Raw genomic sequence first — 22175 nt, forward strand, 5'->3', positions numbered from 1 at the left:
GGACATTCTGGGAGGAACCATGTCCGATCAACGTATTTCGGCGGATTTTATCGCCGAGCATAATTCCGGTTTCGAAAATGCGCTGAAAAGCGATTATCAGGCGCTGGGCGAACAGCTTTCGCGCCGCGGCATCGAGATCGACACCATCACCGACAAGGTGGCAAGCTATTTCGTCGCCGTGCCGTCATGGGGTACGGGCACGGGCGGCACCCGTTTCGGTCGTTTTCCAGGCAAGGGCGAGCCGCGCGGCATTTTCGACAAGCTGGACGATTGCGCCGTCATCAACGAGCTTTCGCGTGCGACGCCGAATGTTTCGCTGCATATCCCGTGGGACAAGACCGATCCGAAGAAGCTGAAAGCCCATGCCGAAGCGCTTGGTCTCGGCTTCGACGCGATGAACTCCAACACGTTTTCGGATTCGGCTGACCAAAAACTGTCCTACAAATACGGATCGCTCACCCATGTCGATCCGGCGGTGCGGGCGCAGGCGGTCGAGCACAATCTCGAATGTATCGAGATCGGCAATACCATCGGCTCCAAGGCGCTGACGGTGTGGCTCGGCGACGGGTCCACTTCCCCCGGCCAGCAGAATTTCACCCGTGCTTTCGAGCGCTATCTGGCTTCGATGGGCGAAATCTACAAGGCTCTGCCCGACGACTGGCGGCTGTTTTCCGAACACAAGATGTATGAACCGGCCTTCTATTCGACGGTGGTTCAGGACTGGGGCACAAACTATCTGATCGCCTCGACGCTTGGTCCCAAAGCGCAATGTCTGGTCGATCTTGGCCATCATGCGCCCAACACCAATATCGAAATGATCGTGGCGCGGCTGATGCAGTTCGGCAAACTCGGCGGTTTCCATTTCAACGACAGCAAATATGGCGATGACGATCTCGACGCCGGTTCCATCGATCCCTATCGGCTGTTTCTGGTGTTCAACGAGCTGGTCGATGCCGATTATCGCGGCGTGAAGGATTTCAATCCGGCCCATATGATCGACCAGTCGCACAATGTGACCGATCCGCTGGAGAGCCTTATTTCGTCGGCAAATGAAATCCGCCGCGCCTATGCGCAAGCGCTGCTGGTAGACCGCGAGGCGCTGGAAACCTATCAGCAGGAAAACGATGCGCTGATGGCGTCGGATACGCTGAAACGCGCTTATCGCACCGATGTCGAGCCGATTTTGGCCGAAGCGCGCCGCCGCACCGGCGGGGCGATCGAACCGATTGCCGCCTATCGCGCCAGCGGTTATCGCCAGAAGGTCGCGGCGGAACGCCCGGAAAGCAAAAGCGACAGCGGCGCTTTCAACTGATTGAATTCAAACAAGCGCCGACGGAGAAAACTTCGTCGGCGCTGGTCTTTTATACCCGACCGTAAATATCGTCGAACCGCACGATATCGTCTTCGCCGAGATATTCGCCGCTCTGCACTTCGATCAACACCAGGGGCAGAATGCCAGGATTTTCCAGACGGTGCTTGAAGCCGCAGGGAATATAGGTCGATTGGTTGTTGGTCAGCAGAATTTCCCGGTCGCCATTGGTCACCTTGGCGGTGCCGGACACGACGATCCAGTGTTCAGAACGGTGATGATGCGCCTGAAGGCTGAGGCGGCGTCCGGGCTTCACCTCGATGCGCTTGATCTTGAAGCCGTCGCCCTCTTCCAGCACGGTGTAGGTGCCCCATGGGCGATGGGCGGTGCGGTGCAGCTTGGCGGCTTCGTGGCCATCGGCGCGCAGACGGTTGAAAACCTTGCGCACATCCTGCGCCTTGTCGCGATGGGCGACGAGCAGCGCGTCCGGTGTATCGACGACTAAAAGGTCGTGCACGCCGACAAGGCTGACCAGCCGGGTCTCCGACAGCACGAAACTATTGGTCGTGTCTTCCAGAACGGTTTCGCCGCGCAGGCGGTTTCCGTCCGCGTCCGGATTTATCAGGTCGGCCATGGCCGCCCAGGAGCCGATATCCGACCAGCCGCAGGAAACCGGAATGCAGGCAATATTGTCGGCCTTCTCCATGATGGCATAATCGATGGAAATGGCCGGGGTCGCGGCAAACTCGTCCTTTGGAATTTCGATTGTCTTGGTGTCGCCATTGACGCCGCGTCGCGCATTTTCAAGCGAGGCCTGCACGCCGTTGAAAATCTCCGGCGCGTGGGCGCGCATCGCTTCCAGCATGGTTCTCGCGGTAAAGCAGAACATGCCCGAATTCCAGAAATAGCGTCCGCTCTCGACATAGGCCTGCGCGGTTTGCGCATCCGGCTTTTCGACAAAGCGCAGCACGTCCACGCCGTCCGCCTCGATATAGCCAAAACCCGTTTCCGGGTGATCCGGCACAATGCCGAATGTCACGATGCGACCGGTTTCGGCAAGCTGTTGTGCTTTTTGGACGGCTTCCGCAAAGGCGGGCTCGTTTTCGATCAGATGATCGGCAGGCATCACCAGAAGCGTGGCATCGGGGCCGTATGTCGCGGCGGCATGCATGGCGGCGAGTGCTACCGCAGGCGCGGTATCGCGACCCAGCGGCTCCAGCAGAAACGCATTATCGGTCTTGGGTGCCTTGGCGTCCGCATAGGCGTCGAGCGTCAAAAACAGAAAATCGCGATTGGTGACAGTCAGGATGTGATCGACGCCTTCAAGCCGTGCCGCCCGGTTATAGGTCTTACCGATCAGCGTGCTGCCGTCGGGCAATTCGATGAAGGGCTTGGGGTGAGCATCGCGCGAAAGCGGCCAGAGCCTTGAACCGGAACCGCCGCTGATGATGACAGGAATAAAGCTCATTGCTCAGGCATCCTTTGTTGCGTTGCGGGCGATATCGAGGCCCATGGCCAGAAGTTCGGCGGCCTGGTTTTCATTGGCCGCTTCCACATAGCAGCGTAATTCCGGCGCATTGCCGGAAGCGCGATAATGGACGGCATTGCCGGAATGGAAGAACAGTTTGACGCCATCAATGGCTTCAGACCGGATGATCGCATCATTGGACGGAAACAGCGCCTTGCGCCCCGCTTCATCCTTGAGGATGGCGAGAAACGCGCCGCTCTTTTCCTGCGGAACATTTTGCAGACGGTCGCTAAGCGCAATGCGAAAGTTGAAAGCCGCGCCGATTTCCGCAAGCGGCTTGCCCTGCTCCTTGATCGCGCTTAGGCAGGCGAGGATCGGCAAAAGTGCGTCGCGGGTTGGCAGCGCGGACAGCGTGTGGCTTTTGCGGGTACTGTCGCTGCCCAAAAGCACGCCGCCATTGGCTTCGAAACCGACGGTGATCTTTGCACCCTCGGACTTGGCACGGTGCATGCCTTCGATGACATAGGGCGAGCCGACGCGGGTTCTGACAACGCGGGCGAAACGCCCGCATTCTTCCAGTGCCGCATTGGACGTGACCGGCGTGACGATTGTATCCGCGCCGATCCAGCTTGCGGTGATTGCGCCGACGAGATCGCCGCGCACGAACTGGCCGCTTGCATCGGCAATCAGCGGCCTGTCCGCATCGCCATCCGTGGAAACGATGGCGTCAAGGCGGTTTTCCTTGGCCCACTGGTCGAGAAGCCGGATATCTTCCGGGCGCAATGCCTCGGTATCGACGGGCACAAAAGTGTTGGAGCGCCCAATGGCAATGGTTTCCGCGCCAAGCGCGGTCAGAATATCCGTTATAACATCGCGGGCGACCGACGAGTGCTGGTAGACGCCGACGCGCAGGCCCTTGAGCGCGCCGCGGCCCAGATAATCGATATAACGTTTCTCGTAGGCGCTGGTCGCGGCATCACTTTGTGCATCATTGCTGAAATGACGGGCGGTCAGGTCTGCGGGCAGGGCGGCATAGGCCGCGCTGATCCCTGTTCGTCGGTCTTGTCGATTTCGCCATCGGCGCGATAGAATTTCAGGCCATTGCGGTCGTCGGGAATATGGCTTCCCGTCACCATGATGGAGGGTGCCTGTTTCGCCATGGCGTAAAAGCTGAGTGCCGGGGTGGGCAGCACACCGCAATTCACCGGCGTAAAGCCAGCGTCTTCAATGGCTGCCATGCAAAGCGCGGCAATGTCGGGGCTGGACGGGCGAAGGTCACGTCCGACGAAAACCTCCGCACCTTTTTTTAGCTTGCCGCTTTCGGCGAGCATTCGCACAAAGGCGAGCGAATAGGCATAGGCGGGCAAGCCGTTCAGCTCATCCGCCAATCCCCTGAGACCGCTGGTGCCAAATTTAAGGGAACTGCCACTCATGCCTTCACTCTGCCTTCTTGCGAAACTGCACCATCGAGCATGGCCAGATATCTTATAACCTTATTTCGATACAGGACCGATCCCCTCAATGGTGCAAAGTTATCTACCCTATTGCGGGTGATAATCCTTATAGGCGGGTAAATTCAAATCGTTAAGGCTTTCAGCGTTAACGATCGCCCGCGCGACAGCATCCGCCATGACCGTTGCAGCGATGGCGCCGATGGCGGTCACGTCCGCTTCCACATCCTTGGCCTTGCCTGTCGAGAGGGCGAAAATCGTGTCGCCGTCCCACATGGTGTGGATCGGATTGATGGTGCGCGCAAAGCCGTCATGGGCCATGCCTGCAATCTTCTTCAGTTCCGCCTTGTTGAACGGCACATTGGTGGCAATCGCCCCGATGGTCGTGTTGGCCCCGCCGGATTTGACGACGCCGTGGCCTTGCATGATGGCCTGCATCGTATCGCGGAAACCCTTGCCGTCCTCGGTGCGCGCACCGGCCAGAATCTGGCGCGAACTGGGCGCATAGACATCGCCGACCGCGTTGACGGCAACGATTGCGCCAACCACGATTTCTGTGCCCGGCACCGTGTAGCTTGCCGTGCCAAGGCCGCCCTTCATGGCGAAATCCTTGCCGAACATCTTGCCGACCGTCGCGCCAGCGCCAGCGCCGATATTGCCTTCACCGGAGGCTTCCGCCTTGGCCGCCTTGCAGGCGAGATAGCCGGCTTCCTCATCGGGGCGGATCGAAAAATCGCCGACGCCGAGATCCATCAGGATGGCGGCTGGCACAATCGGCACCACGCCGCTGCCGATCTTGAAACCGAGCTTGTTTTCTTCCAGATAGCGCATGACGCCGGTCGCCGCACTCAGACCGTAGGCGCTGCCGCCGGACAGGAGAATGGCCTGCACCTGCTGCACATAATTGATCGGATCGAGCAGGTCCGTTTCGCGTGTGCCGGGCGCGGAGCCGCGCACATCGACGCCAGCCGAAGCGCCTTCTTCACATAAGAGAACGGTGCAGCCGGTCGGGCGCTTGGTCAGCGTGTGATGGCCAAGCTTGATCCCTGGTACATCCGAAATGCTTCCGCCCATAAGTTCAAGCATGCTCTTTCCTCCCGTGCTCGCTGCCGATGCCGCGCTGACGACAAAGGGCATTGCTCCCAGCCCCGCAAGCGATTTGCCGAATGTTCTGCGATCCATAAACAGTTTTCTCCTCCATTGAACGCTTTACTCCGAAAGCGCATTCTTTTCGCGTGCGCGACGTTGGCGCAGCACATCCGCCACGAAGGTGCGCGACAGGGCATGATAGAGCGGCTCGTTGGAGATGAGCCGCGCCGTACCGTAACCGAGCATTGAGGCGCACATCAGCGGAATGACATTGTTATGATTGCCGGTCATTTCGAGAATGATGACGAAAGCCGTCATCGGGGCCTGCACGACGCCGGCAAAATAACCCGCCATGCCCAGCACGGCGGCAAGGCTCGCGCTGGTGCCGAGCACAAGGCCGATGGTGCTGCCGAGACCTGCGCCGACCGAAAGCGACGGGGCGAAAATGCCGCCCGGAATGCCCGAAATCATCGAAAGCAAACCGGCGACGAATTTTTCAACGAAATAGAATGGCGGCAAGGCCGCGCCCTCGACCGCGCCGCGCGCCTGATCATAGCCGGTGCCGAACGTCGCGCCGCCTGAAGCGATGCCGATAATCGCGACCAGAAGACCGCAAATACCGGCGAACAACACAGCGTTGCGCAGCGGCACCTTCTGCACATGGCGGCGCACACGCCGCCCCAGATTGAGCGCAAGCGCGCTGAAAACCGCGCCGAAAGCGCCGCCTATCACGCCGCAGGCGACGACCAGAACCCAGTCGCGGGCGGTCGTTGCCGTAACGGTGGTCATGCCGAAATAATTGTAGTTGCCGACCAGACCGAGCGAGGCGAGACCAGCCAGAATGACGGCGGACAGCACCAGCCCGTTGGTGCGCGCCGCATAGGCGCGGCCCATTTCCTCAATCGCGAAGACAATCCCGGCCAGCGGCGTGTTGAAGGCGGCGGCGATACCGGCGGCCGATCCGGCAAGGATAAGCCCGCGCGCCTGTTCCATGCCGCCGATCCGCGCCGATTGCAGCATGATCGATGCGCCGATCTGTACCGTCGGGCCTTCGCGCCCGATGGATGCGCCGCAGAAAAGACCGGCGACGGTCAGCAGTATTTTGCCGACTGCAACGCGAATGGAGAGAAGCAGGGACCGGTCCTGATGATCGTCGAGATGCCGCGCCGCGATGGCTTGGGGAATACCGCTGCCGCCGGAATTCGGAAACCAGGCAATGGCGATCCATGAGCAAGCCATGAAGCCGAGCGGCGTGATCACAAGCGGCAGCCATGCGCGCCAGACATTGCCGCCGGTGCCGTCCGTCAACGCCTTGAACCAATCCTGCGCGATATCGGCGGCTTCTGCAAAACCGACGCTGATGATGCCGATGGCGAGCGCGCCGCACCAGAAAACGAGCCTTGGTTTCCAAAGCCGTGGCGACATCCACATCGCTCTGGAACGGCGGATCAACGGAACGCGCTTATACGACTTTCGCATTATCTCCCCTCGGGACGGGTACATGTCCTATGCGGTCTATCACGCTAATTCTTAGCGGTAACTGAAACTTGTAAGCAAAAGGCTTTCCATTTGGTCATAACCGTGTTACCAGCCGGTGCCAATTCAACCAAGTAAACCCTGATTGTCGCTGCTCCCGGACATTTCCCGGAGAGGCGGCTTTTTCTTATTCAAAGGAATTGGCAATGGCAAAAATCGTGGAATCGCCCACCGGCGCTCTCGCTCTCACATTCGACGATGTGCTCCTGCAGCCGGGCCATTCCGAAGTCATGCCGGGTCAGGTGGACCTGCGCACCCGCATCGCCAAGGATATCGAACTCAATCTGCCGCTTCTCTCCGCCGCCATGGACACGGTGACGGAATCGCGTCTCGCCATCGCCATGGCGCAGGCAGGCGGCATCGGCGTCATTCACCGCAATCTCACGCCGGAACGTCAGGCCGAAGAAGTCCGTCAGGTGAAAAAATTCGAATCCGGCATGGTCGTCAACCCGGTCACCATCGGCCCGGATGCGACACTGGCCGATGCGCAGGCGCTGATGAAGGCGCATGGCATTTCCGGCATTCCGGTCGTTGAAAACGCCACCAAGGGTCCGGGCCGTCTCGTCGGCATTCTGACCAACCGTGACGTGCGTTTTGCCTCCGATCCGGCTCAGAAGATCTATGAATTGATGACCCGCGAAAACCTCATCACGGTGCGCGAAAACGTCAATCAGGAAGAAGCCAAGCGTCTTCTGCATGCTCACCGTATCGAAAAGCTGCTCGTCGTTGACGACAAGGGCCGTTGCGTTGGTTTGATCACCGTCAAGGACATCGAAAAGTCGCAGCTCAACCCGAATGCCGCCAAGGATGCGCAGGGCCGTCTGCGTGCAGCCGCTGCAACCAGCGTTGGCGAAGACGGTTATGAACGCGCCGAACGCCTGATCGAAGCAGGCGTCGATCTTCTGGTGGTCGATACAGCGCATGGTCATTCGCAGCGCGTTCTCGATGCTGTCGCACGCATCAAGAAGGCCTATCCCAATGTCGCCATTCTGGCTGGGAATGTCGCCACCGCGGGCGGTACGCAGGCATTGATCGATGCCGGTGCGGATGCCGTCAAGGTCGGTATCGGACCGGGCTCGATCTGCACGACGCGTATCGTTGCCGGTGTCGGCGTGCCGCAGCTTTCGGCCATCATGTCGGCGGTGGAAGCAGCGCATAAGCAGAACATTCCGGTCATCGCCGATGGCGGCATCAAGTTCTCGGGCGATTTCGCCAAGGCACTTGCTGCCGGTGCTGTCGCCGCCATGGCCGGTTCGCTTCTGGCCGGTACGGAAGAAAGCCCGGGCGAGGTCTATCTGCATCAGGGCCGTTCGTTCAAATCCTATCGCGGCATGGGCTCGGTCGGCGCTATGGCCCGCGGTTCGGCAGACCGTTACTTCCAGGCGGAAGTGCGCGACGAGCTGAAGCTCGTGCCGGAAGGCATCGAAGGTCAGGTCGCTTACAAGGGGCCGATCTCGGCTGTGTTGCACCAGCTTGCCGGTGGCCTGCGCGCCTCGATGGGCTATGTCGGCGCGAAGACACTGGAAGAATTCCGCGAAAAGGCAACCTTCGTCCGCATTTCCAATGCGGGCCTGCGCGAAAGCCATTCGCACGGCGTCGCCATTACCCGTGAAAGCCCGAACTATCCGGGCGGCATGTAAGGCAAACTCGCTTCGTATTGAAGCGCATGAAAGCCGGAGCCTCGCGCTCCGGCTTTTGTTTTGATTTGGCGATTGCCTTTTGCCTGCAAGGAAGGCTATGCCGTGACAGTTAGTTAGTAAGGAGAAGCAATGCGGCTTGGTGGACGCCTGCAGGCGGCAATCGAGGTTCTGGGCGATATCGAAGCGGGCAAACGCCCGGCTTCTGATGTGCTGAAGGACTGGGGTTCCGCTCATCGTTTCGCAGGCGCGGGCGACCGCGCGGTGATTGGCAACATTGTCTATGACGCACTGCGCCGCAAACTCTCCATCGCATGGCGCATGGATGCCGACGATGCGCGCGCTCTGGCCTTTGGCGCTTTGCTGGCCGATGGTGGCATGGATATTGCTGCCATCGACGCAGCGCTGGATGGCGACAAGTTCGCACCTGAAACGCTGGAACAGGCACGCCGTATCGCCTGGGAAAGCCGCGATAGCGCTGCCGCACCCGATTATGTTCAGGCCGATGTGCCGGAATGGTGTGCCGCCTCGCTTCAAGAGCTTTTCGGCGAACGCTGGGTGGAAGAAGGCAAGGCGCTTGCCACCCGCCCGCCGGTCGATCTGCGCGTCAACAGCCTGAAGGCAAAGCCGGAACAGACACTCGCAGCGCTGGAAAAAGCAGGTGCTGCTCCCGCGCCATTTCTGGCGCAGGCATTACGCATTCCGCCGATCGAAGCGCTGGGCCGTCACCCGAATGTGCAGGGCGAACAGGCCTTTCTCGATGGCTGGTTCGAAGTGCAGGATCTGGGTTCACAGCTCGCCGCACTTTTTGCCGGAGCCAAACCCGGCGAACAGGTTCTCGATTATTGCGCGGGCGCTGGTGGCAAGACGCTGGCCTTGGCAGCAGCCATGCAAAACAAGGGGCAGGTGCACGCCTATGATGCGGAGCGGGCGCGGCTTTCGCCGATGCATGAACGCTTGCAGCGGGCTGGCGTGCGCAATACGCAGGTGCATGGCAATCTGGATGCGCTGGACCCCCTCACCGGCCATATGGACCTCGTTCTGACCGATGCGCCTTGCACCGGCTCCGGCACCTGGCGGCGCAGGCCGGATGCAAAATGGCGGCTGAATGACCAGCAGCTTGAGCGTCGGGTTCAGGATCAACAGGAAGTGCTGGAAGCGGCCAGGCATTATGTGAAACCGGGCGGTCGTCTGGCCTATGTCACCTGTTCGTTGTTTGCAGAAGAAAACACGCGGCAGGTTGCGCGCTTTCTGGCCGACAATCCTGATTTTACCGAAATGCCCGCGCAAGCGCTGTGGCAGTCTGTCGTAACGGATGCCGATGGCGCGGAACCGGTGTTTCCGTCGCATGGCAGTGTGTTTTCGCCATTGTCCACCGGCACGGACGGGTTTTATGTAAGTGTGATGAAGAAAGCTTCATAAATCGGGGAACAAATGTCAGCGCATCGCATAGCCGAACCGGATTTCAAGGAACGCGTCGAGGAGAGTTTCGGGCGGCAGGCCGCCATGAAACTGATCGGCGCAGAGCTGACGCGATGCGAACCCGGTATTGTCGAAGTGGAAATGCCGTTCCGCGAGGAACTCACCCAGCAGCACGGCATTCTGCATGCGGGCATGATTTCCGCGGCGCTCGATCTCGCCTGCGGCTATGCGGCGCTGACCCTGATGCCCGCCGACGCGGCGGTGCTGACGATTGAATTCAAAGTCAATCTGCTTGCGCCCGGCAAGGGCGAGCGCTTCCTGTTTCGCGGCGAGGTCACCAAGCCCGGCCGCACGATCATGGTCAGCGACGGGCAGGCTTTTGCCGTTACCGATACGGAAGTTCGGCTCATCGCCACAATGACAGGCACGATGATGGTCGTGCAGGATCGCAAGGGTTTGCAAGGATAGGGGTTGGCGCGCATGCTGAAGACTGTTGCCGGACGACGCCTGCTTTATGTCATGGCTGCCGACGCCGAATATGGGCGTCATCTGGCCAAGCTCTTCGATCCGCTGATGATCGGCGTCGGCCCGGTCGAGGCGGCGATCAATCTGTCCCGCGCGCTGTTCCGCATGGAAATCGACGGTGAGCAGCCCGATCTGGTGATTTCGCTCGGCTCGGCGGGGTCGGCAAAACTACCGCAGGCGGAAGTGTTTCAGGTCTCCGCCGTCTCCTATCGCGACATGGACGCCTCGCCGCTCGGCTTCGAAAAGGGGCTGACGCCATTTCTCGATCTGCCGAAGATGATCAAGCTGCCGTTTCAGGTGGAAGGTGTTGCCAGCGCCACGCTATCGACCGGCGCCAATATCGTTTCCGGCAATGTCTATGAGACCATCGACGCGGATATGGTGGACATGGAAACATTCGCCTGCCTGCGCGCCTGCCAGATTCATGGCGTACCGCTCTATGGCCTGCGCGGCATTTCGGACGGCGCGGACGAGCTGCATCATGTCGGTGACTGGACGCAATATCTGCATATCATCGACGAGAAAATGGCTGTCGCAGTGGAAGAACTGGAAGCAGCTATTGCCGGTGGACTTTTGCCACCTCCTGACAATGGTGTGTCAGGATAGGCCCCATTCCTGTCACTGCGCTGTTGAGGGAAGTGCATATAATCCGTATATGCCCACCACATAAACATTGCATCCTCACCACTTTTTAAATAGATGCTGCACATGAGCACCACGGCACATCCTGACACAATCCTGATCATCGACTTTGGCAGCCAGGTCACGCAGCTGATTGCGCGACGTGTACGCGAAGCCAATGTCTATTGCGAAATCGTCCCGTTCCAGTCTGCGGAAGAGGCATTCCAGCGGTTGAAGCCAAAAGGCGTCATCCTCTCGGGCAGCCCGCATTCGACGACCGACATCGGCTCGCCGCGCGCGCCGCAGGCGGTCTTCGACGAAGGCATTCCGGTTCTCGGCATATGCTACGGCGAACAGACCATGTGCGCCCAGCTGGGCGGCAATGTCGAAAGCGGCCATGACCGCGAATTCGGTCGCGCCTTCCTCGACGTGCAGGAAGACAGCCCGCTTTTCGCCGGTATCTGGGCCAAGGGCACCCGCCATCAGGTCTGGATGAGCCACGGCGACCGCGTCACCGCACTCCCGGACGGTTTCACCATCATCGGCACCTCGCCGAATGCACCTTTCGCGGCCATTGCCGATGAAAAGCGCAAATATTACGGCGTGCAGTTTCACCCGGAAGTCGTGCATACGCCGGATGGCGCCAAGCTGTTGCAAAATTTCGTTCATCGTATTGTCGGCGTGAAGCCGGGCTGGACGATGGGCGCCTATCGCGAGCAGGCCGTCGAGGCGATCCGCAAGCAGGTCGGCAGCGGCAAGGTTATCTGCGCTCTCTCCGGCGGCGTGGATTCGTCTGTCGCAGCCCTTCTGGCGCATGAAGCCATTGGCGATCAGCTCACCTGTATCCTCGTTGATCACGGTCTGATGCGCAAAAACGAGGCGAGCCAAGTCGTGGAAATGTTCCGCGAACATTATAACCTTCCGCTGATCCTCGTGGACGCATCCGACCGCTTCATCGGCGCGCTGGAAGGCGAAAGCGATCCGGAAAAGAAGCGCAAGACGATTGGCCGTCTCTTTATCGAAGTGTTCGAAGAAGAAGCCAAGAAGCTCGGCGGCGCGGATTTCCTCGTGCAGGGCACGCTTTATCCGGACGTCATCGAAAGCGTTTCGTTCACAGGCGGCCCTTCGGTCACGATCAAGTCGCACCACAATGTGGGTGGCCTGCCCGAGCGCATGAAGATGCAGCTCGTTGAGCCGCTGCGCGAATTGTTCAAGGATGAAGTTCGCCTGCTCGGCAAGGAACTCGGCCTGCCGGACAGCTTCATCGGTCGCCACCCGTTCCCGGGTCCGGGCCTTGCCATCCGCTGCCCGGGCGGCATTACTCGCGACAAGCTGGAAATCCTGCGCGAAGCCGATGCGATCTATCTCGATGAAATCCGCAAGGCTGGCCTCTATGATGCCATCTGGCAGGCTTTCGCCGTTCTGCTGCCGGTGCAGACCGTCGGCGTGATGGGCGATGGCCGCACTTATGAATTCGTCTGCGCACTGCGCGCAGTCACTTCGGTGGACGGCATGACTGCGGATTTCTACCACTATGACATGAACTTCCTTGGCAATGCGGCCACCCGCATCATCAATGAAGTCCGCGGCATCAACCGCGTCGTCTACGACGTGACCTCGAAGCCGCCCGGCACCATCGAGTGGGAATAATCCCGCAATAGTCCAAAACAAAACCGCCGGAGTTCAAAACTCCGGCGGTTTTGTTTTGTGAGGTTCATAACAACTGTTCAGGGATATTGCGCGCCGGTCACGGTGAGATAAACCGCATAAAGCGACTTCGTGGCCGTGATGAACAGGCGGTTGCGGCGGGCGCCGCCGAAGGTCACATTGGCGACCGTCTGCGGCGTCTTGATCTTGCCGAGCAGCGTGCCTTCCGGCGAGAAGCAATGCACGCCGTCGCCCGCGCTGGTCCACAGATTGCCATCCGTATCGAAGCGGAAGCCGTCCGGCAGGCCGTTGTCGATGGTGCAGAATATGCCGCCGCCCGTCACGCGCTTGCCGCCATCCACAACGTCGAAAACGCGGATATGGCGCGGCGCATTCTCGTCGTGGCTGTAGGCGCTGTCGGCAACATAAAGCTTCGTCTCGTCCGGCGAGAAAGCAAGGCCATTCGGCTGGTGGAAATCGGTGACGACGGAGTCGATTTCGCCGGTCTTCGGGTCGAGGCGATAGACATTGCGCGTCGGCTGTTCCGGGTCGGACTTGTAGCCTTCATAATCCGCCAGAATGCCGTAGGTCGGATCGGTGAACCACACCGTTCCGTCCGAGCGCACGATGACATCGTTTGGCGCATTCAGCTTTTTGCCCTGATAGCTGTCGGCTAGCACGGTGATGCTGCCATCTGGCTCCGTGCGCGTGACGCGACGACCGCCATGCTCGCAAGTGACGAGGCGTCCCTCGCGGTCGCGCGTATTGCCGTTGGAGAAATTGGACGGATTGCGGAACACCGAAACGCCACCGCCAACTTCGCTGCCCGACACCCAGCGCAGGATGCGCTGGTTCGGGATATCGCTCCACAAGAGGCAGTTCAGGTCGTTGAACCAGACTGGGCCTTCCGCCCAGCGGCAGCCGCTATAAAGTTCGTCCAGATCGGCGCTCGGCACGATCATCTGCTTGAAACGTTCGTCGTGGATTTCGTAGATCGAAACAGTCTGAGACAAGGGAGGTACTCCGAGAAATTTTAACGCTCTGCCCGGCGACTGCTGGCAAGGAAGATCACCGCGATGATGGTGAGGCCAGTCAGCACGAGGCGAACACCGGCGCCAAAGCCGTAGGTGTTGAGCATCGAGACTATGAGGAACATGAAGAGCGCGGCACCCCAAATACCAGGGATGTTGGAATCGCCGCCCGCAACCGCCGTACCGCCGATGATGACCACGGCAATCGACATCAGCAGATATTCCGCGCCCATGTTTAGCGCCGCGCCGCCGGAAAAGCAGGCCAGCAGAAAGCCGCAGAGCGAGGCCAGCACCGCGCAGAGCAGATAGGTGACGAAGCGTGTGCCATCGACCGGAACGCCTGCCATGCGGGCTGCGAAGGGGTTCTGGCCGATTGCCGAAATCCAGCGTCCATAGATGCTCTTCTTCAAAAGCACCCAGCCGATCAGCGACAGGATCAGCGCCACGATGGCGACATTGGGAATGCCGAGCGTGGAGGCGGTGGTAAACTGCGCAAGGCTTTCCGGCGGCTTCACGCGCAGTCCGCGATTGCTCCAGATGGCGGTGGACTGGATCAGGAAGCTCATCGACAGGGTGGCAATAATGGGCGGAATGCGCAGGAGCTTGATCAGCGCATAGTTGCAGATGCCGATGGCAAGTCCGATCAGCAGCGCCACGGCAAGGCCTGCCAGAATCATGCCGTCCTGCGTATCCATGAGTTTCAGCGCCAGCGTGGCGGCAAGCGTCATGTTGGCAGGCACCGACAGGTCGATATTGCCGGGGCCGAGCGTGATGACGAACATCTGCCCGAGACCAACGATCACCGAAAAGGACGCGAAAGTGAAGGCTGCATGCGACAGGCCTTGTGCGCCCGTGCCGCCGGTGAAGAGAATGGTGATAATCCACACCGCAGCGGTCGCGATAAACGACCATATCCACGGACGACTGGTGAGAATGGCAAGGCCGTTCATTGCTTTTTCTCCCTCTTTTCGAGGCGATTGAGGAAGAGGCGCAAGGCCAGCACCACGATGAGAATGCCGCCCTGCGCGCCGATCTGCCAGTCCGGCGAGATGCGCATGAAGGAGAGGAACGAGCCGGCGAGTGTCAGCGTCAGCGCGCCGATCACCGCGCCAATGGGCGAGACGCGCCCGCCAACGAACTCACCGCCGCCCAGAATGACGCCCGCGATGGAAAGCAGCGTATAACGTAACGCGATATTGGCATCCGCCGAGGTGGTGAGGCCGACGAGCGCGATCCCGGCCAGCACGGCAAAAAAGGCGGCCAGCGCATAGGTCGCAGCGCGGATGGCCGTGACCGACCAGCCTGCGCGCTCGATGGAGCGGGTATTGCCGCCCGCACCGCGCATCAGCACGCCGAAGGTCGAGCGCATGACGATGAAATGCGTGACGACGGCAATCACGATGCTGGCGACGATGGCCATCGGGATGAATGGCGGCTTGGCTGTCATGATCCAGCGCGCCCAGTCCGGTGCCTGTCCGCCGGGCGAGGGCAAGAGAAGCACGGCGAGGCCGCCCCAGACGAAGCTCATGCCGAGCGTTACGACGATGGAAGGCAAATTGCGCAAATGAATGATTGCGCCCAGCGCCGCATAAGCGGCGATTGCGGCTGCGAGGATCAGCACACCGATGAGGGGAGCCGTGTTGAGCCAGGTCGCCGCGACGCAGACGACAAAGCTCACAAAGGTTCCCATCGAAAGGTCAAGATCGTTGACGGCCATGATGAGCATCTGCGCGATGGTTGCCAGAGCGATAGGCACAGCCAGATTGAACAGCAGGTTCAACCCCGTATAGCTCATGGCGCGAGGCTGCATGTAGAAGACGGCAGCAAGGAGCAAAATCAGCGAGAATACCGGCGTCAGCAGGCGGATGGAGGAAGAGGAAAGGCGCATTATTCGTGTCCTCCCTCAAAGGATGCTGCAAGCACGTTCTTTTCCGTAATGTCTTCGCCAGTCAGTTCCGCGACGATAGCGCCGTCGCGGAAAACATAGACGCGGTCACAAAGTTCGATTTCGTCCATTTCGGTGGAATACCAGACGAAGGTGCGCCCGTTCTCGGCCTCATGGCGCAGGATTTCATAGACCTCCTGCTTGGTGCCCACATCGACGCCGCGCATCGGATCGTCCATCAAAATGGCGTTGGCGCTGGTTGCCAGCGCGCGGGCAAAAAGCACCTTCTGCTGGTTGCCGCCCGAAAGCGACAGGATGCGGTTGCCCATATCCGGCGTGCGGATCTGGATACGGTCTTTCCACTGGCCGCCCAGCGTGTCTTCGCGCTTTTGGTCAACGAGCTTTGCCGACGACAGCCGGTCCAGCGAGCCGATGGTGAGATTGTGCAGAATGCTCCACAGCGGGAAAGTGCCGTTGAGGCTGCGGTCGCCCGCCACGAATGCGATTTCGCATGTGCGGGCCGGAACCCAGTTTGGCCGCCGCGCATAGTAAAGGTCGAGCAGCATCTTGGTCTGCCCGTGTCCGGCGAGACCGGCAAGGCCGATGACTTCGCCCTTGAACGCCTGAAACGGCTTGATGTCGCTGGCGCGCTTGGCAAAGGACAGAACGGGCGTGCCGCTCGCATCGGTCTTTGCAACGCGGCGCGCTGCCTTTTCGCGCTCGACGCTTCCCATGGCTTCAACGAGGCTGCGATTGGTGAAATCTTTTGCCGCGCGGTTGGCGACCACCTTGCCGTCCTTCATCACCACGATGCGGTCGGAGGTGGAGAGAATTTCGCCCAGCATGTGCGAAATCAGGATAACGGAGCCGCCCGTGCCGACAAAACGGCGCACATAGGCCATCAGCTGCGCGGCAATGCCTGCGTCGAGCGAGGAGGTCGGTTCGTCCAGAATGACGAGCTTCGGTGCGGTGCCGGGCGCGGTGAAGTTGATGGCGATTTCGACCATCTGCCGCTCGGCGATGGAAAGCTCATCGATGGTGGAAGTGCAGTCGATCTTGTGGCCGGGGAAAATCTCGTCGAGCTTCTTGGCGATCAGTTCAACGGCCTTACCGCGCCAGTTCGCGCCGGTCAGGTCGCGTTGCATGATGCGGACATTTTCCGCAATGGTGAGGTTTGGAAACAGCGACAATTCCTGAAACACGCAGCGCACGCCGTGCTTGCGCGCGGTCACAACGCCATGCCCCGGTTCGCCGTGATAGGAAATGCTGCCTTCATGTGGGGAAAGCCCGCCATTGATGACATTGACGATGGTGGATTTGCCTGCGCCATTATGGCCGACCAGCCCCACACATTCGCCTTCGCGGATCACGAGTTCGGCGCCATCCAGTGCTTTTACCGCACCGAACTGCACGCGAATATTGCGCGCGGCGACGACCTCCTGTTTCTCTGCTGTTTCTGTCATACGCTCAACTAACGATTGGACGTTTTCCGGCGAAGCCAGCAAAGGGCGCGGCTGTCGGAAAGGCGTCAAAGAAAAGGGACAAAGAAGGGGCGAGGATGAACTCGCCCCTCACGTTGCAGGACGATCCGCTTACTTTGCGGCGTCGATGACCTTCTGCGCGTCTTCCAGCGAATATTCGACATTGGCGACGCCACCCTTCTGGGTGTTGGCCAGATCCTTGTCGAGTGATTCTGGCTGACGCTGAGGAACGGAACCACGAGGTCCTTCTTCACGTCCTTGCCGTCGAGAATCTGCTGGGCGACCCAGAAAGCCAGCGTGGACACGCCCGGTGCAATCGAAACCGACATGGTTTCATAGCCATTGGCGTCTTTCTGCTGCTTCCACCACTGCAGTTCGTCTTCACGGTTGCCCATGATGATGGTCGGCGTTTCGCGCTTGGCAGCCGCAAAGGCCTGTGCGGCGCCATAACCGTCGCCGCCTTGCGTCACGACAGCGTCGATTTTCGGCAGGCTCGGCAGGATACCCGCCACGGCGCGCTGCGCAACGTCGGCAGCCCAGTCACCGTTGACGGAACCGACGATCTTGAACTTCGGATGTTTCTTAACGCCTTCTTCGATACCGGCATGGATGTTGTCATCGACCGAAACACCAGCGAGGCCGCGGATTTCAAGCAGGTTGCCGCCATCGGGGAAACGCTTTGCCAGATAGTCGATCTGGCCTTCGCCCATGGCCTTGAAATCGACCGCGATGCGCCAGGCGCAAGGCTCGGTGACAATGCCGTCGAAGGAAACGACGGTGATGCCCGCATCGCAGGCTTCCTTCACAGCGCCGTTCAGGGCGGTCGGCGAAGCGGCGTTGATGACGATGGCGTCATAGCCTTGCAGGATCATGTTCTGGATCTGGGCTGCCTGTTCCGTCGCCTGATTTTCAGCGGTCGTGAACGGGTCGGCGGCAGCCACCACACCCGCCTTCACGGCTTCCTTGGTGATCTTGTCCCAGCTTTGCAGCATGGCCTGACGCCAGGAATTGCCTGCATAATTGTTCGAGAATGCAATCTTCTTCGATGACGTGTCGGCAAGCGCGCTGCCCGCCGCAAGAACGCCTGCCAGTGCCGCAGACGCAAAAAGGATTTTCCCAAGCTTCATTTTTTCCTCCCGGTTGCAAATATTCCGCCCCGCAGCGCCCCGGCGCTTCGGTTCGTTTAAACTCAAAATTGGTGCGAAGCCTCCCGCACCGCCGCTCCTCAACGGCACCAACCGCAATTGACGTGATTTCCACTCTTGTCTTGCGGGCAATTTTCTGGTGAAGCGAAGATGAAAGAAGCGGCGCGGTCTGTGAAGGCCGAATGCAGCAACTGAGCTGCGGGTTCCCGCAGCAAAATTGCGGTTTCCCGCAGGACGCGCCGAGGAGGGCGCAGCTTATTATAAGTCTCATGGTTATGAGCGTAACTTGCGTTTGGAGGAGAAACGCTTGGCCGAACTCGCGCCCGGACGGCAGGATAGCAAGCACGATCACGGGCAGGCTGAGCGCCTCCTTGATCACTACCTGAATATTTCCCGGCTTCTGGCGGGGCAGCTCGATTTTGATTCCATCATACAGGCGGTGGCGGCGGAGATCGCCTGCATTCTGCCCTATGACCATCTCGACGTCTGCATCAAGATGCTGGACGGCAAGTTCCACATTGCCTATGAGGCCGGTATCGCGACCGCCTGGAGCCGCAATCCGCCAGCGCTTCTGTCTGGCAGTCCAATCCGCACCCTGTTGTCCGGCGAGGCGGGTTATCTCCTGACCGACGATGCCCGCACCGATCCGCGCTTTCATTTCGAAGGCTCTTTTTCCAGCCCCATCATCGAGCACGATCTCAAGGGCCGGGTTCATGTTCCACTCAAGGCGCAGGGCGATATCATCGGCGCGCTGAGCTGTTCCAGCTTGACGCCTGCCTGCTATTCCATGCGCGACGTAGAGAACGGGCAATCGATTGCCGATCTTCTCGCGCCTTACTTTTTTGCCATTCGCGCCGCCGAGCAGGCCAAGCGTTCGGCCATCGTGGAAACGGAAGCCCGTGCCCGCGAGGAGGGCTTGCGGTCCGGCGCGCTGAAACTGACCGAGGCGCTGGAAACCGAGCGGCACCGCATCGGCATGGATTTGCATGACCAGACGCTGGCTGATCTCACCCGGCTTGCCCGTCATGTCGAGCGGCTCACCCGTGCGCCCGATCTTTCCGGTGAACAGCTGGAGCCGCTGTTTCGCGGTCTCCAGCATTGCATGCGCGATCTGCGGCAGATCATCGAGGAGGCCAAGCCCTCCATTCTACAGCTGTTCGGTTTCGTGCAGGCAACGGAAAACCATCTCGACCGGTCGGTGCGCGATAGTGATGCGGCGATTGAGTGGACGCTGGATGACCAGAGCGACGGCATGGCCGACAGGCTGGAAGAAACGGTCGCGACCTCGCTGTTTCGCATCGTTCAGGAAGCGATCAACAATGTCATCCGCCATGCCCATGCCAGCGAATTGCGGGTGAAGCTGAGCGACCGGGGCGGGCGGCTTCTGGTGGAAGTGATCGATAATGGTATCGGGACCGACCGCCCGGTCCAGCGCCCCGGTTCGGCTGCCGAATTAACGCCCGAACTCACATTGGGCCATGGCATCGACAATATGCGCACGCGCGCGCGGCTGATTTCGGCAGGTTTCGCCATCCGCAAAAATGCGACAGGCCCGGGGACAAGCGTAACGGTGCTTTTGCCGCCGGAAATGTGCAAACCGATGAATGGAGAGAGCGATGCAGGTTCTGATCGTTGAGGATGACCCGCTGCATCGCACTTATCTCAGCGAGGCGGTGCGCGCAGCACTGCCGGAATGCAGCGATATATTCGAGGCCGGAAACGGGTCGGCGGGCGAGAAACTGGCGCGCCAGCATCGCGATGCGCATATCGTGATGGACTTGCAGATGAATGGTCGCAACGGCATCGAGGCGGCGCGTACCATCTGGAAGGAAAATCCCGAAACCCGCATCCTGTTCTGGTCGAACTATGCCGATGAGGCCTATGTGCGCGGCGTGTCGCGCATTGTGCCGGAAGGTGCGGCCTATGGCTATGTGCTGAAATCGGCCTCCGACGACAAACTGCGGCTGGCGCTGCGCAGCATTTTCGTCGAGGCGCAATGCGTCGTCGACCGGGAAGTGCGCGGCTTGCAGCAGAAGAGCCTCAGCCATGCCAGCGGCTTTACCGAGAGCGAATATGAAATCCTGATTGATATCGCGCTCGGCCTGACGGACAAGACGATTGCGCGCCGACGCAATCTGTCGCTGCGCAGTGTTCAAAACCGCTTGCAGCAGCTTTATGAAAAGCTCGGCGTCTATCAGGAAAAAAGCGATAGCGACGAGGGACGGTTCAATTTTCGCGCCCGCGCCGTGACCGTGGCGCTGTTGCGCAAATTGTTGAATTACAGCGCACTGGAGCGCGCAGAAGCCGAACTCAACGAATGGTTGAGCCGGCAATCCGCTTAGCGCCGATTACGTCCAGAAATAACGCACGAAGTGAAAGAACACCGGCGCTGAAAAGACGAGGCTGTCGGCGCGGTCGAGCATGCCGCCATGGCCTTCGATCATGTGGCCCCAATCCTTGACGCCCCGGTCGCGCTTGATGGCCGAAGCCACCAGCCCGCCGAAAAAGCCCATGACGCAAGAGACCGCCGCCAGCGCGCCCGCCTGAAGCGGTGAGAAAGGCGTAAGCCAGGCAAGCCCCGCACCCAGCAAGGATGCGCTGGCCACGCCGCCAACAAAGCCTTCCCAGGTCTTGGAAGGCGAGATATTCGGCGCGATGCGATGCTTGCCGAACAGTTTGCCGAACACATATTGCAGCACGTCGCTGCCCTGAACGGTCGCGACCAGAAAGGCGATCAGCAGCAGTTTTTCACTGTCATAGCCGGGGATATCCAGCGTCATCAGCGCCGGAACATGGCTGATGCAATAGACCGACAGCATGATGCCCCATTGCTGTTCGCTGATGCGTTCGAGAAAGCGCGATGTATCGCCGGAAAGGGCGGTCAGCACCGGCATTGCGAGGAAGCAATAGACCGGAATGAAGATCGAATAGAGCCCATACCATTCGATCCAGATCAGATAATACTGCACCGGAATGACCAGCAGAAACATGCCGAGCAGGATACGGTGATCGCTGCGGCGGGTCTGGGTCAGCGTTACATATTCGCGCAGCGATGCGAAGGATACGAGCGCGAACAGCACGATCACGCCGCCTTTGCCGAACAGGAAGGCGATGCACATGGCCGCGACCATGATCCACCATGCCTTGATGCGGGCATTGAGGTTGACCAGTGTGGATGAAAGCGGTTTTGGCGCGCGCCAGGACAGTATGGCGGCGACAAGGCTTGCTGTCCCCAGAACGCCCATGAGGCCGATGAATAATTGGGTGGTTTCGCTCATGGGCGGTTCCCGTTTCTGGGCTGAATATCGAGAAGTTGTTGGCGCGCTCGCGTCAGAAATTCCTTGCGGTCCTCGCCGTCGCCAAGTTGCACCGGCGCACCGAACACGACGCGGCACAGCAATGGCACCGGCAGGGCAGCGCCTTTCGGCAGCACGCGCGACATGTTCTCGATCCAGCAGGGGACAAGTTCGACATCGGGCCGCGCCAGCGCGAGATTGTAGAGACCGGAGCGAAAACGCAGCAGCGGCTCATCCGTCATGTTGCGTGTGCCTTCCGGGAAGATGATCAGCGAATGCCCATCGGCCAACGCGGTCAGCATCACTTCCATCGGGTCCTGCGTTCGCTCCACCCAGTTGCGTTCAACCAGCACGGTGCGCAGCAGCACTTCGGCCATGAATTGCCGCACGCGATTGGCGCGCCAGTAGTCTGCGCCCGCCACGGCGCGGGTGCGCGCCCGTTCTTCCTGATTGAGACAGGAGGCGAGCAGGATGAAATCGCCATGACTGGTGTGGTTGGCATAATAGATGCGCTGGTTGCGCGATGGCCCCGTGCCGCTCCAGATCGGTCGCACGCCGGTGATGCCGCGTGACAGGATGGCGAGCAACGAGCCGAACAAAGATTGCACCTGATGACGAATGATGGTGCGCAT

At 60.0% G+C, this 22175-nt stretch carries 17 protein-coding genes and 2 pseudogenes; 8 read left to right on the top strand and 11 right to left on the bottom strand.

All coding sequences use genetic code 11. The features are described 5' to 3' along the window. The first annotated feature begins 19 nt into the window (after window positions 1–19). Window positions 20–1312 carry an L-rhamnose catabolism isomerase gene (gene rhaI / locus QLQ11_RS17025; RefSeq protein WP_371835974.1) on the top strand — a complete coding sequence of 431 codons (1293 nt, stop codon included), beginning with the start codon at window positions 20–22 and terminating at the stop codon, window positions 1310–1312. A 49-nt stretch (window positions 1313–1361) separates the two neighbouring features. Here the strand turns inward: rhaI and QLQ11_RS17030 are convergent, their stop codons facing one another. From QLQ11_RS17030 to QLQ11_RS17045, 4 genes and pseudogenes are all read right to left on the bottom strand, one after another. After that, a complete protein-coding gene (locus tag QLQ11_RS17030; RefSeq protein ID WP_109367934.1) occupies window positions 1362–2777 on the bottom strand; it encodes a mannose-1-phosphate guanylyltransferase/mannose-6-phosphate isomerase in 1416 nt (471 codons plus the stop codon). Window positions 2778–2780: 3 nt separating this feature from the next. Continuing rightward, a pseudogene (locus QLQ11_RS17035) lies at window positions 2781–4210 on the bottom strand (phosphomannomutase). A 108-nt stretch (window positions 4211–4318) separates the two neighbouring features. Then, complete coding sequence (locus tag QLQ11_RS17040; RefSeq protein WP_109367932.1) at window positions 4319–5410, bottom strand: P1 family peptidase; 1092 nt, start codon at window positions 5408–5410, stop codon at window positions 4319–4321. Window positions 5411–5437: 27 nt separating this feature from the next. Then, window positions 5438–6796 carry a chloride channel protein gene (locus tag QLQ11_RS17045; RefSeq protein WP_109367931.1) on the bottom strand — a complete coding sequence of 453 codons (1359 nt, stop codon included), beginning with the start codon at window positions 6794–6796 and terminating at the stop codon, window positions 5438–5440. 203 nt (window positions 6797–6999) lie between these two features. Here QLQ11_RS17045 and guaB point away from each other — a divergent pair, with 203 nt between their 5' ends. The 5 genes from guaB (at window position 7000) to guaA (ending at window position 12708) form a co-directional block, all read left to right on the top strand. After that, on the top strand, window positions 7000–8493 hold the full coding sequence (guaB, locus tag QLQ11_RS17050; protein ID WP_109367930.1) for an IMP dehydrogenase: 1494 nt from the start codon (window positions 7000–7002) through the stop codon (window positions 8491–8493). A 129-nt stretch (window positions 8494–8622) separates the two neighbouring features. After that, window positions 8623–9912, top strand: coding sequence for an RsmB/NOP family class I SAM-dependent RNA methyltransferase (locus QLQ11_RS17055; RefSeq protein ID WP_109367929.1), 1290 nt, complete (start codon window positions 8623–8625; stop codon window positions 9910–9912). Window positions 9913–9924: 12 nt separating this feature from the next. After that, entirely contained in the window at window positions 9925–10380 is a 456-nt protein-coding gene (locus tag QLQ11_RS17060; RefSeq protein ID WP_371835975.1) for a PaaI family thioesterase, read from the top strand. Between the two features lie 12 nt (window positions 10381–10392). Then, window positions 10393–11043 carry a 5'-methylthioadenosine/S-adenosylhomocysteine nucleosidase gene (locus QLQ11_RS17065; protein ID WP_109368052.1) on the top strand — a complete coding sequence of 217 codons (651 nt, stop codon included), beginning with the start codon at window positions 10393–10395 and terminating at the stop codon, window positions 11041–11043. Window positions 11044–11145: 102 nt separating this feature from the next. Beyond that, window positions 11146–12708, top strand: a complete 1563-nt coding sequence (gene guaA, locus QLQ11_RS17070) for a glutamine-hydrolyzing GMP synthase (RefSeq protein WP_109368051.1) — start codon at window positions 11146–11148, stop codon at window positions 12706–12708. 77 nt (window positions 12709–12785) lie between these two features. On the opposite strand, the gene QLQ11_RS17075 is transcribed toward guaA, so the two are convergent. The 5 genes and pseudogenes from QLQ11_RS17075 to QLQ11_RS17095 form a co-directional block, all read right to left on the bottom strand. Next, on the bottom strand, window positions 12786–13667 hold the full coding sequence (locus QLQ11_RS17075; protein WP_109368050.1) for an SMP-30/gluconolactonase/LRE family protein: 882 nt from the start codon (window positions 13665–13667) through the stop codon (window positions 12786–12788). A 71-nt stretch (window positions 13668–13738) separates the two neighbouring features. Continuing rightward, entirely contained in the window at window positions 13739–14686 is a 948-nt protein-coding gene (locus QLQ11_RS17080; protein ID WP_109367927.1) for an ABC transporter permease, read from the bottom strand. Further along, window positions 14683–15624 carry an ABC transporter permease gene (locus QLQ11_RS17085; protein ID WP_121538390.1) on the bottom strand — a complete coding sequence of 314 codons (942 nt, stop codon included), beginning with the start codon at window positions 15622–15624 and terminating at the stop codon, window positions 14683–14685. The genes QLQ11_RS17080 and QLQ11_RS17085 overlap by 4 nt, the downstream gene beginning before the upstream one ends. Then, window positions 15624–17084, bottom strand: a complete 1461-nt coding sequence (locus QLQ11_RS17090) for a sugar ABC transporter ATP-binding protein (protein WP_109367925.1) — start codon at window positions 17082–17084, stop codon at window positions 15624–15626. Before QLQ11_RS17090 ends, QLQ11_RS17085 begins: the two co-directional genes overlap by 1 nt. A 129-nt stretch (window positions 17085–17213) precedes the next feature. Beyond that, a pseudogene (locus tag QLQ11_RS17095) lies at window positions 17214–18229 on the bottom strand (ABC transporter substrate-binding protein). 325 nt (window positions 18230–18554) lie between these two features. Here QLQ11_RS17095 and QLQ11_RS17100 point away from each other — a divergent pair. Both QLQ11_RS17100 and QLQ11_RS17105 read left to right on the top strand, forming a co-directional pair. Continuing rightward, window positions 18555–19883, top strand: coding sequence for a GAF domain-containing sensor histidine kinase (locus QLQ11_RS17100; RefSeq protein WP_109367923.1), 1329 nt, complete (start codon window positions 18555–18557; stop codon window positions 19881–19883). After that, window positions 19864–20589, top strand: coding sequence for a response regulator transcription factor (locus QLQ11_RS17105; RefSeq protein ID WP_109367922.1), 726 nt, complete (start codon window positions 19864–19866; stop codon window positions 20587–20589). Before QLQ11_RS17100 ends, QLQ11_RS17105 begins: the two co-directional genes overlap by 20 nt. A 6-nt stretch (window positions 20590–20595) precedes the next feature. On the opposite strand, the gene QLQ11_RS17110 is transcribed toward QLQ11_RS17105, so the two are convergent. Together QLQ11_RS17110 and QLQ11_RS17115 are read right to left on the bottom strand one after the other, a co-directional pair. Further along, window positions 20596–21525: a phosphatidate cytidylyltransferase gene (locus tag QLQ11_RS17110; protein WP_109367921.1), complete on the bottom strand. Its 930-nt coding sequence runs from the start codon at window positions 21523–21525 to the stop codon at window positions 20596–20598. After that, window positions 21522–22175 carry a lysophospholipid acyltransferase family protein gene (locus QLQ11_RS17115; protein WP_109367920.1) on the bottom strand — a complete coding sequence of 218 codons (654 nt, stop codon included), beginning with the start codon at window positions 22173–22175 and terminating at the stop codon, window positions 21522–21524. The genes QLQ11_RS17110 and QLQ11_RS17115 overlap by 4 nt, the downstream gene beginning before the upstream one ends.

This window comes from Ochrobactrum sp. SSR (genome assembly GCF_030067775.1).
Lineage (GTDB): Bacteria > Pseudomonadota > Alphaproteobacteria > Rhizobiales > Rhizobiaceae > Brucella > Brucella teleogrylli.

Coding starts and splice junctions, on each gene's coding strand:
- guaB (WP_109367930.1), top strand. CDS start 7,000: ATGGCAAAAATCGTGGAATCGCCCACCGGCGCTCTCGCTCTCACATTC.
- QLQ11_RS17085 (WP_121538390.1), bottom strand. CDS start 15,624: ATGCGCCTTTCCTCTTCCTCCATCCGCCTGCTGACGCCGGTATTCTCG.
- QLQ11_RS17110 (WP_109367921.1), bottom strand. CDS start 21,525: ATGAGCGAAACCACCCAATTATTCATCGGCCTCATGGGCGTTCTGGGG.
- QLQ11_RS17080 (WP_109367927.1), bottom strand. CDS start 14,686: ATGAACGGCCTTGCCATTCTCACCAGTCGTCCGTGGATATGGTCGTTT.
- QLQ11_RS17030 (WP_109367934.1), bottom strand. CDS start 2,777: ATGAGCTTTATTCCTGTCATCATCAGCGGCGGTTCCGGTTCAAGGCTC.
- QLQ11_RS17045 (WP_109367931.1), bottom strand. CDS start 6,796: ATGCGAAAGTCGTATAAGCGCGTTCCGTTGATCCGCCGTTCCAGAGCG.
- QLQ11_RS17105 (WP_109367922.1), top strand. CDS start 19,864: ATGCAGGTTCTGATCGTTGAGGATGACCCGCTGCATCGCACTTATCTC.
- QLQ11_RS17090 (WP_109367925.1), bottom strand. CDS start 17,084: ATGACAGAAACAGCAGAGAAACAGGAGGTCGTCGCCGCGCGCAATATT.
- QLQ11_RS17060 (WP_371835975.1), top strand. CDS start 9,925: ATGTCAGCGCATCGCATAGCCGAACCGGATTTCAAGGAACGCGTCGAG.
- rhaI (WP_371835974.1), top strand. CDS start 20: ATGTCCGATCAACGTATTTCGGCGGATTTTATCGCCGAGCATAATTCC.
- QLQ11_RS17115 (WP_109367920.1), bottom strand. CDS start 22,175: ATGCGCACCATCATTCGTCATCAGGTGCAATCTTTGTTCGGCTCGTTG.
- QLQ11_RS17065 (WP_109368052.1), top strand. CDS start 10,393: ATGCTGAAGACTGTTGCCGGACGACGCCTGCTTTATGTCATGGCTGCC.
- QLQ11_RS17075 (WP_109368050.1), bottom strand. CDS start 13,667: ATGATCGTGCCGAGCGCCGATCTGGACGAACTTTATAGCGGCTGCCGC.
- guaA (WP_109368051.1), top strand. CDS start 11,146: ATGAGCACCACGGCACATCCTGACACAATCCTGATCATCGACTTTGGC.
- QLQ11_RS17055 (WP_109367929.1), top strand. CDS start 8,623: ATGCGGCTTGGTGGACGCCTGCAGGCGGCAATCGAGGTTCTGGGCGAT.
- QLQ11_RS17040 (WP_109367932.1), bottom strand. CDS start 5,410: ATGGATCGCAGAACATTCGGCAAATCGCTTGCGGGGCTGGGAGCAATG.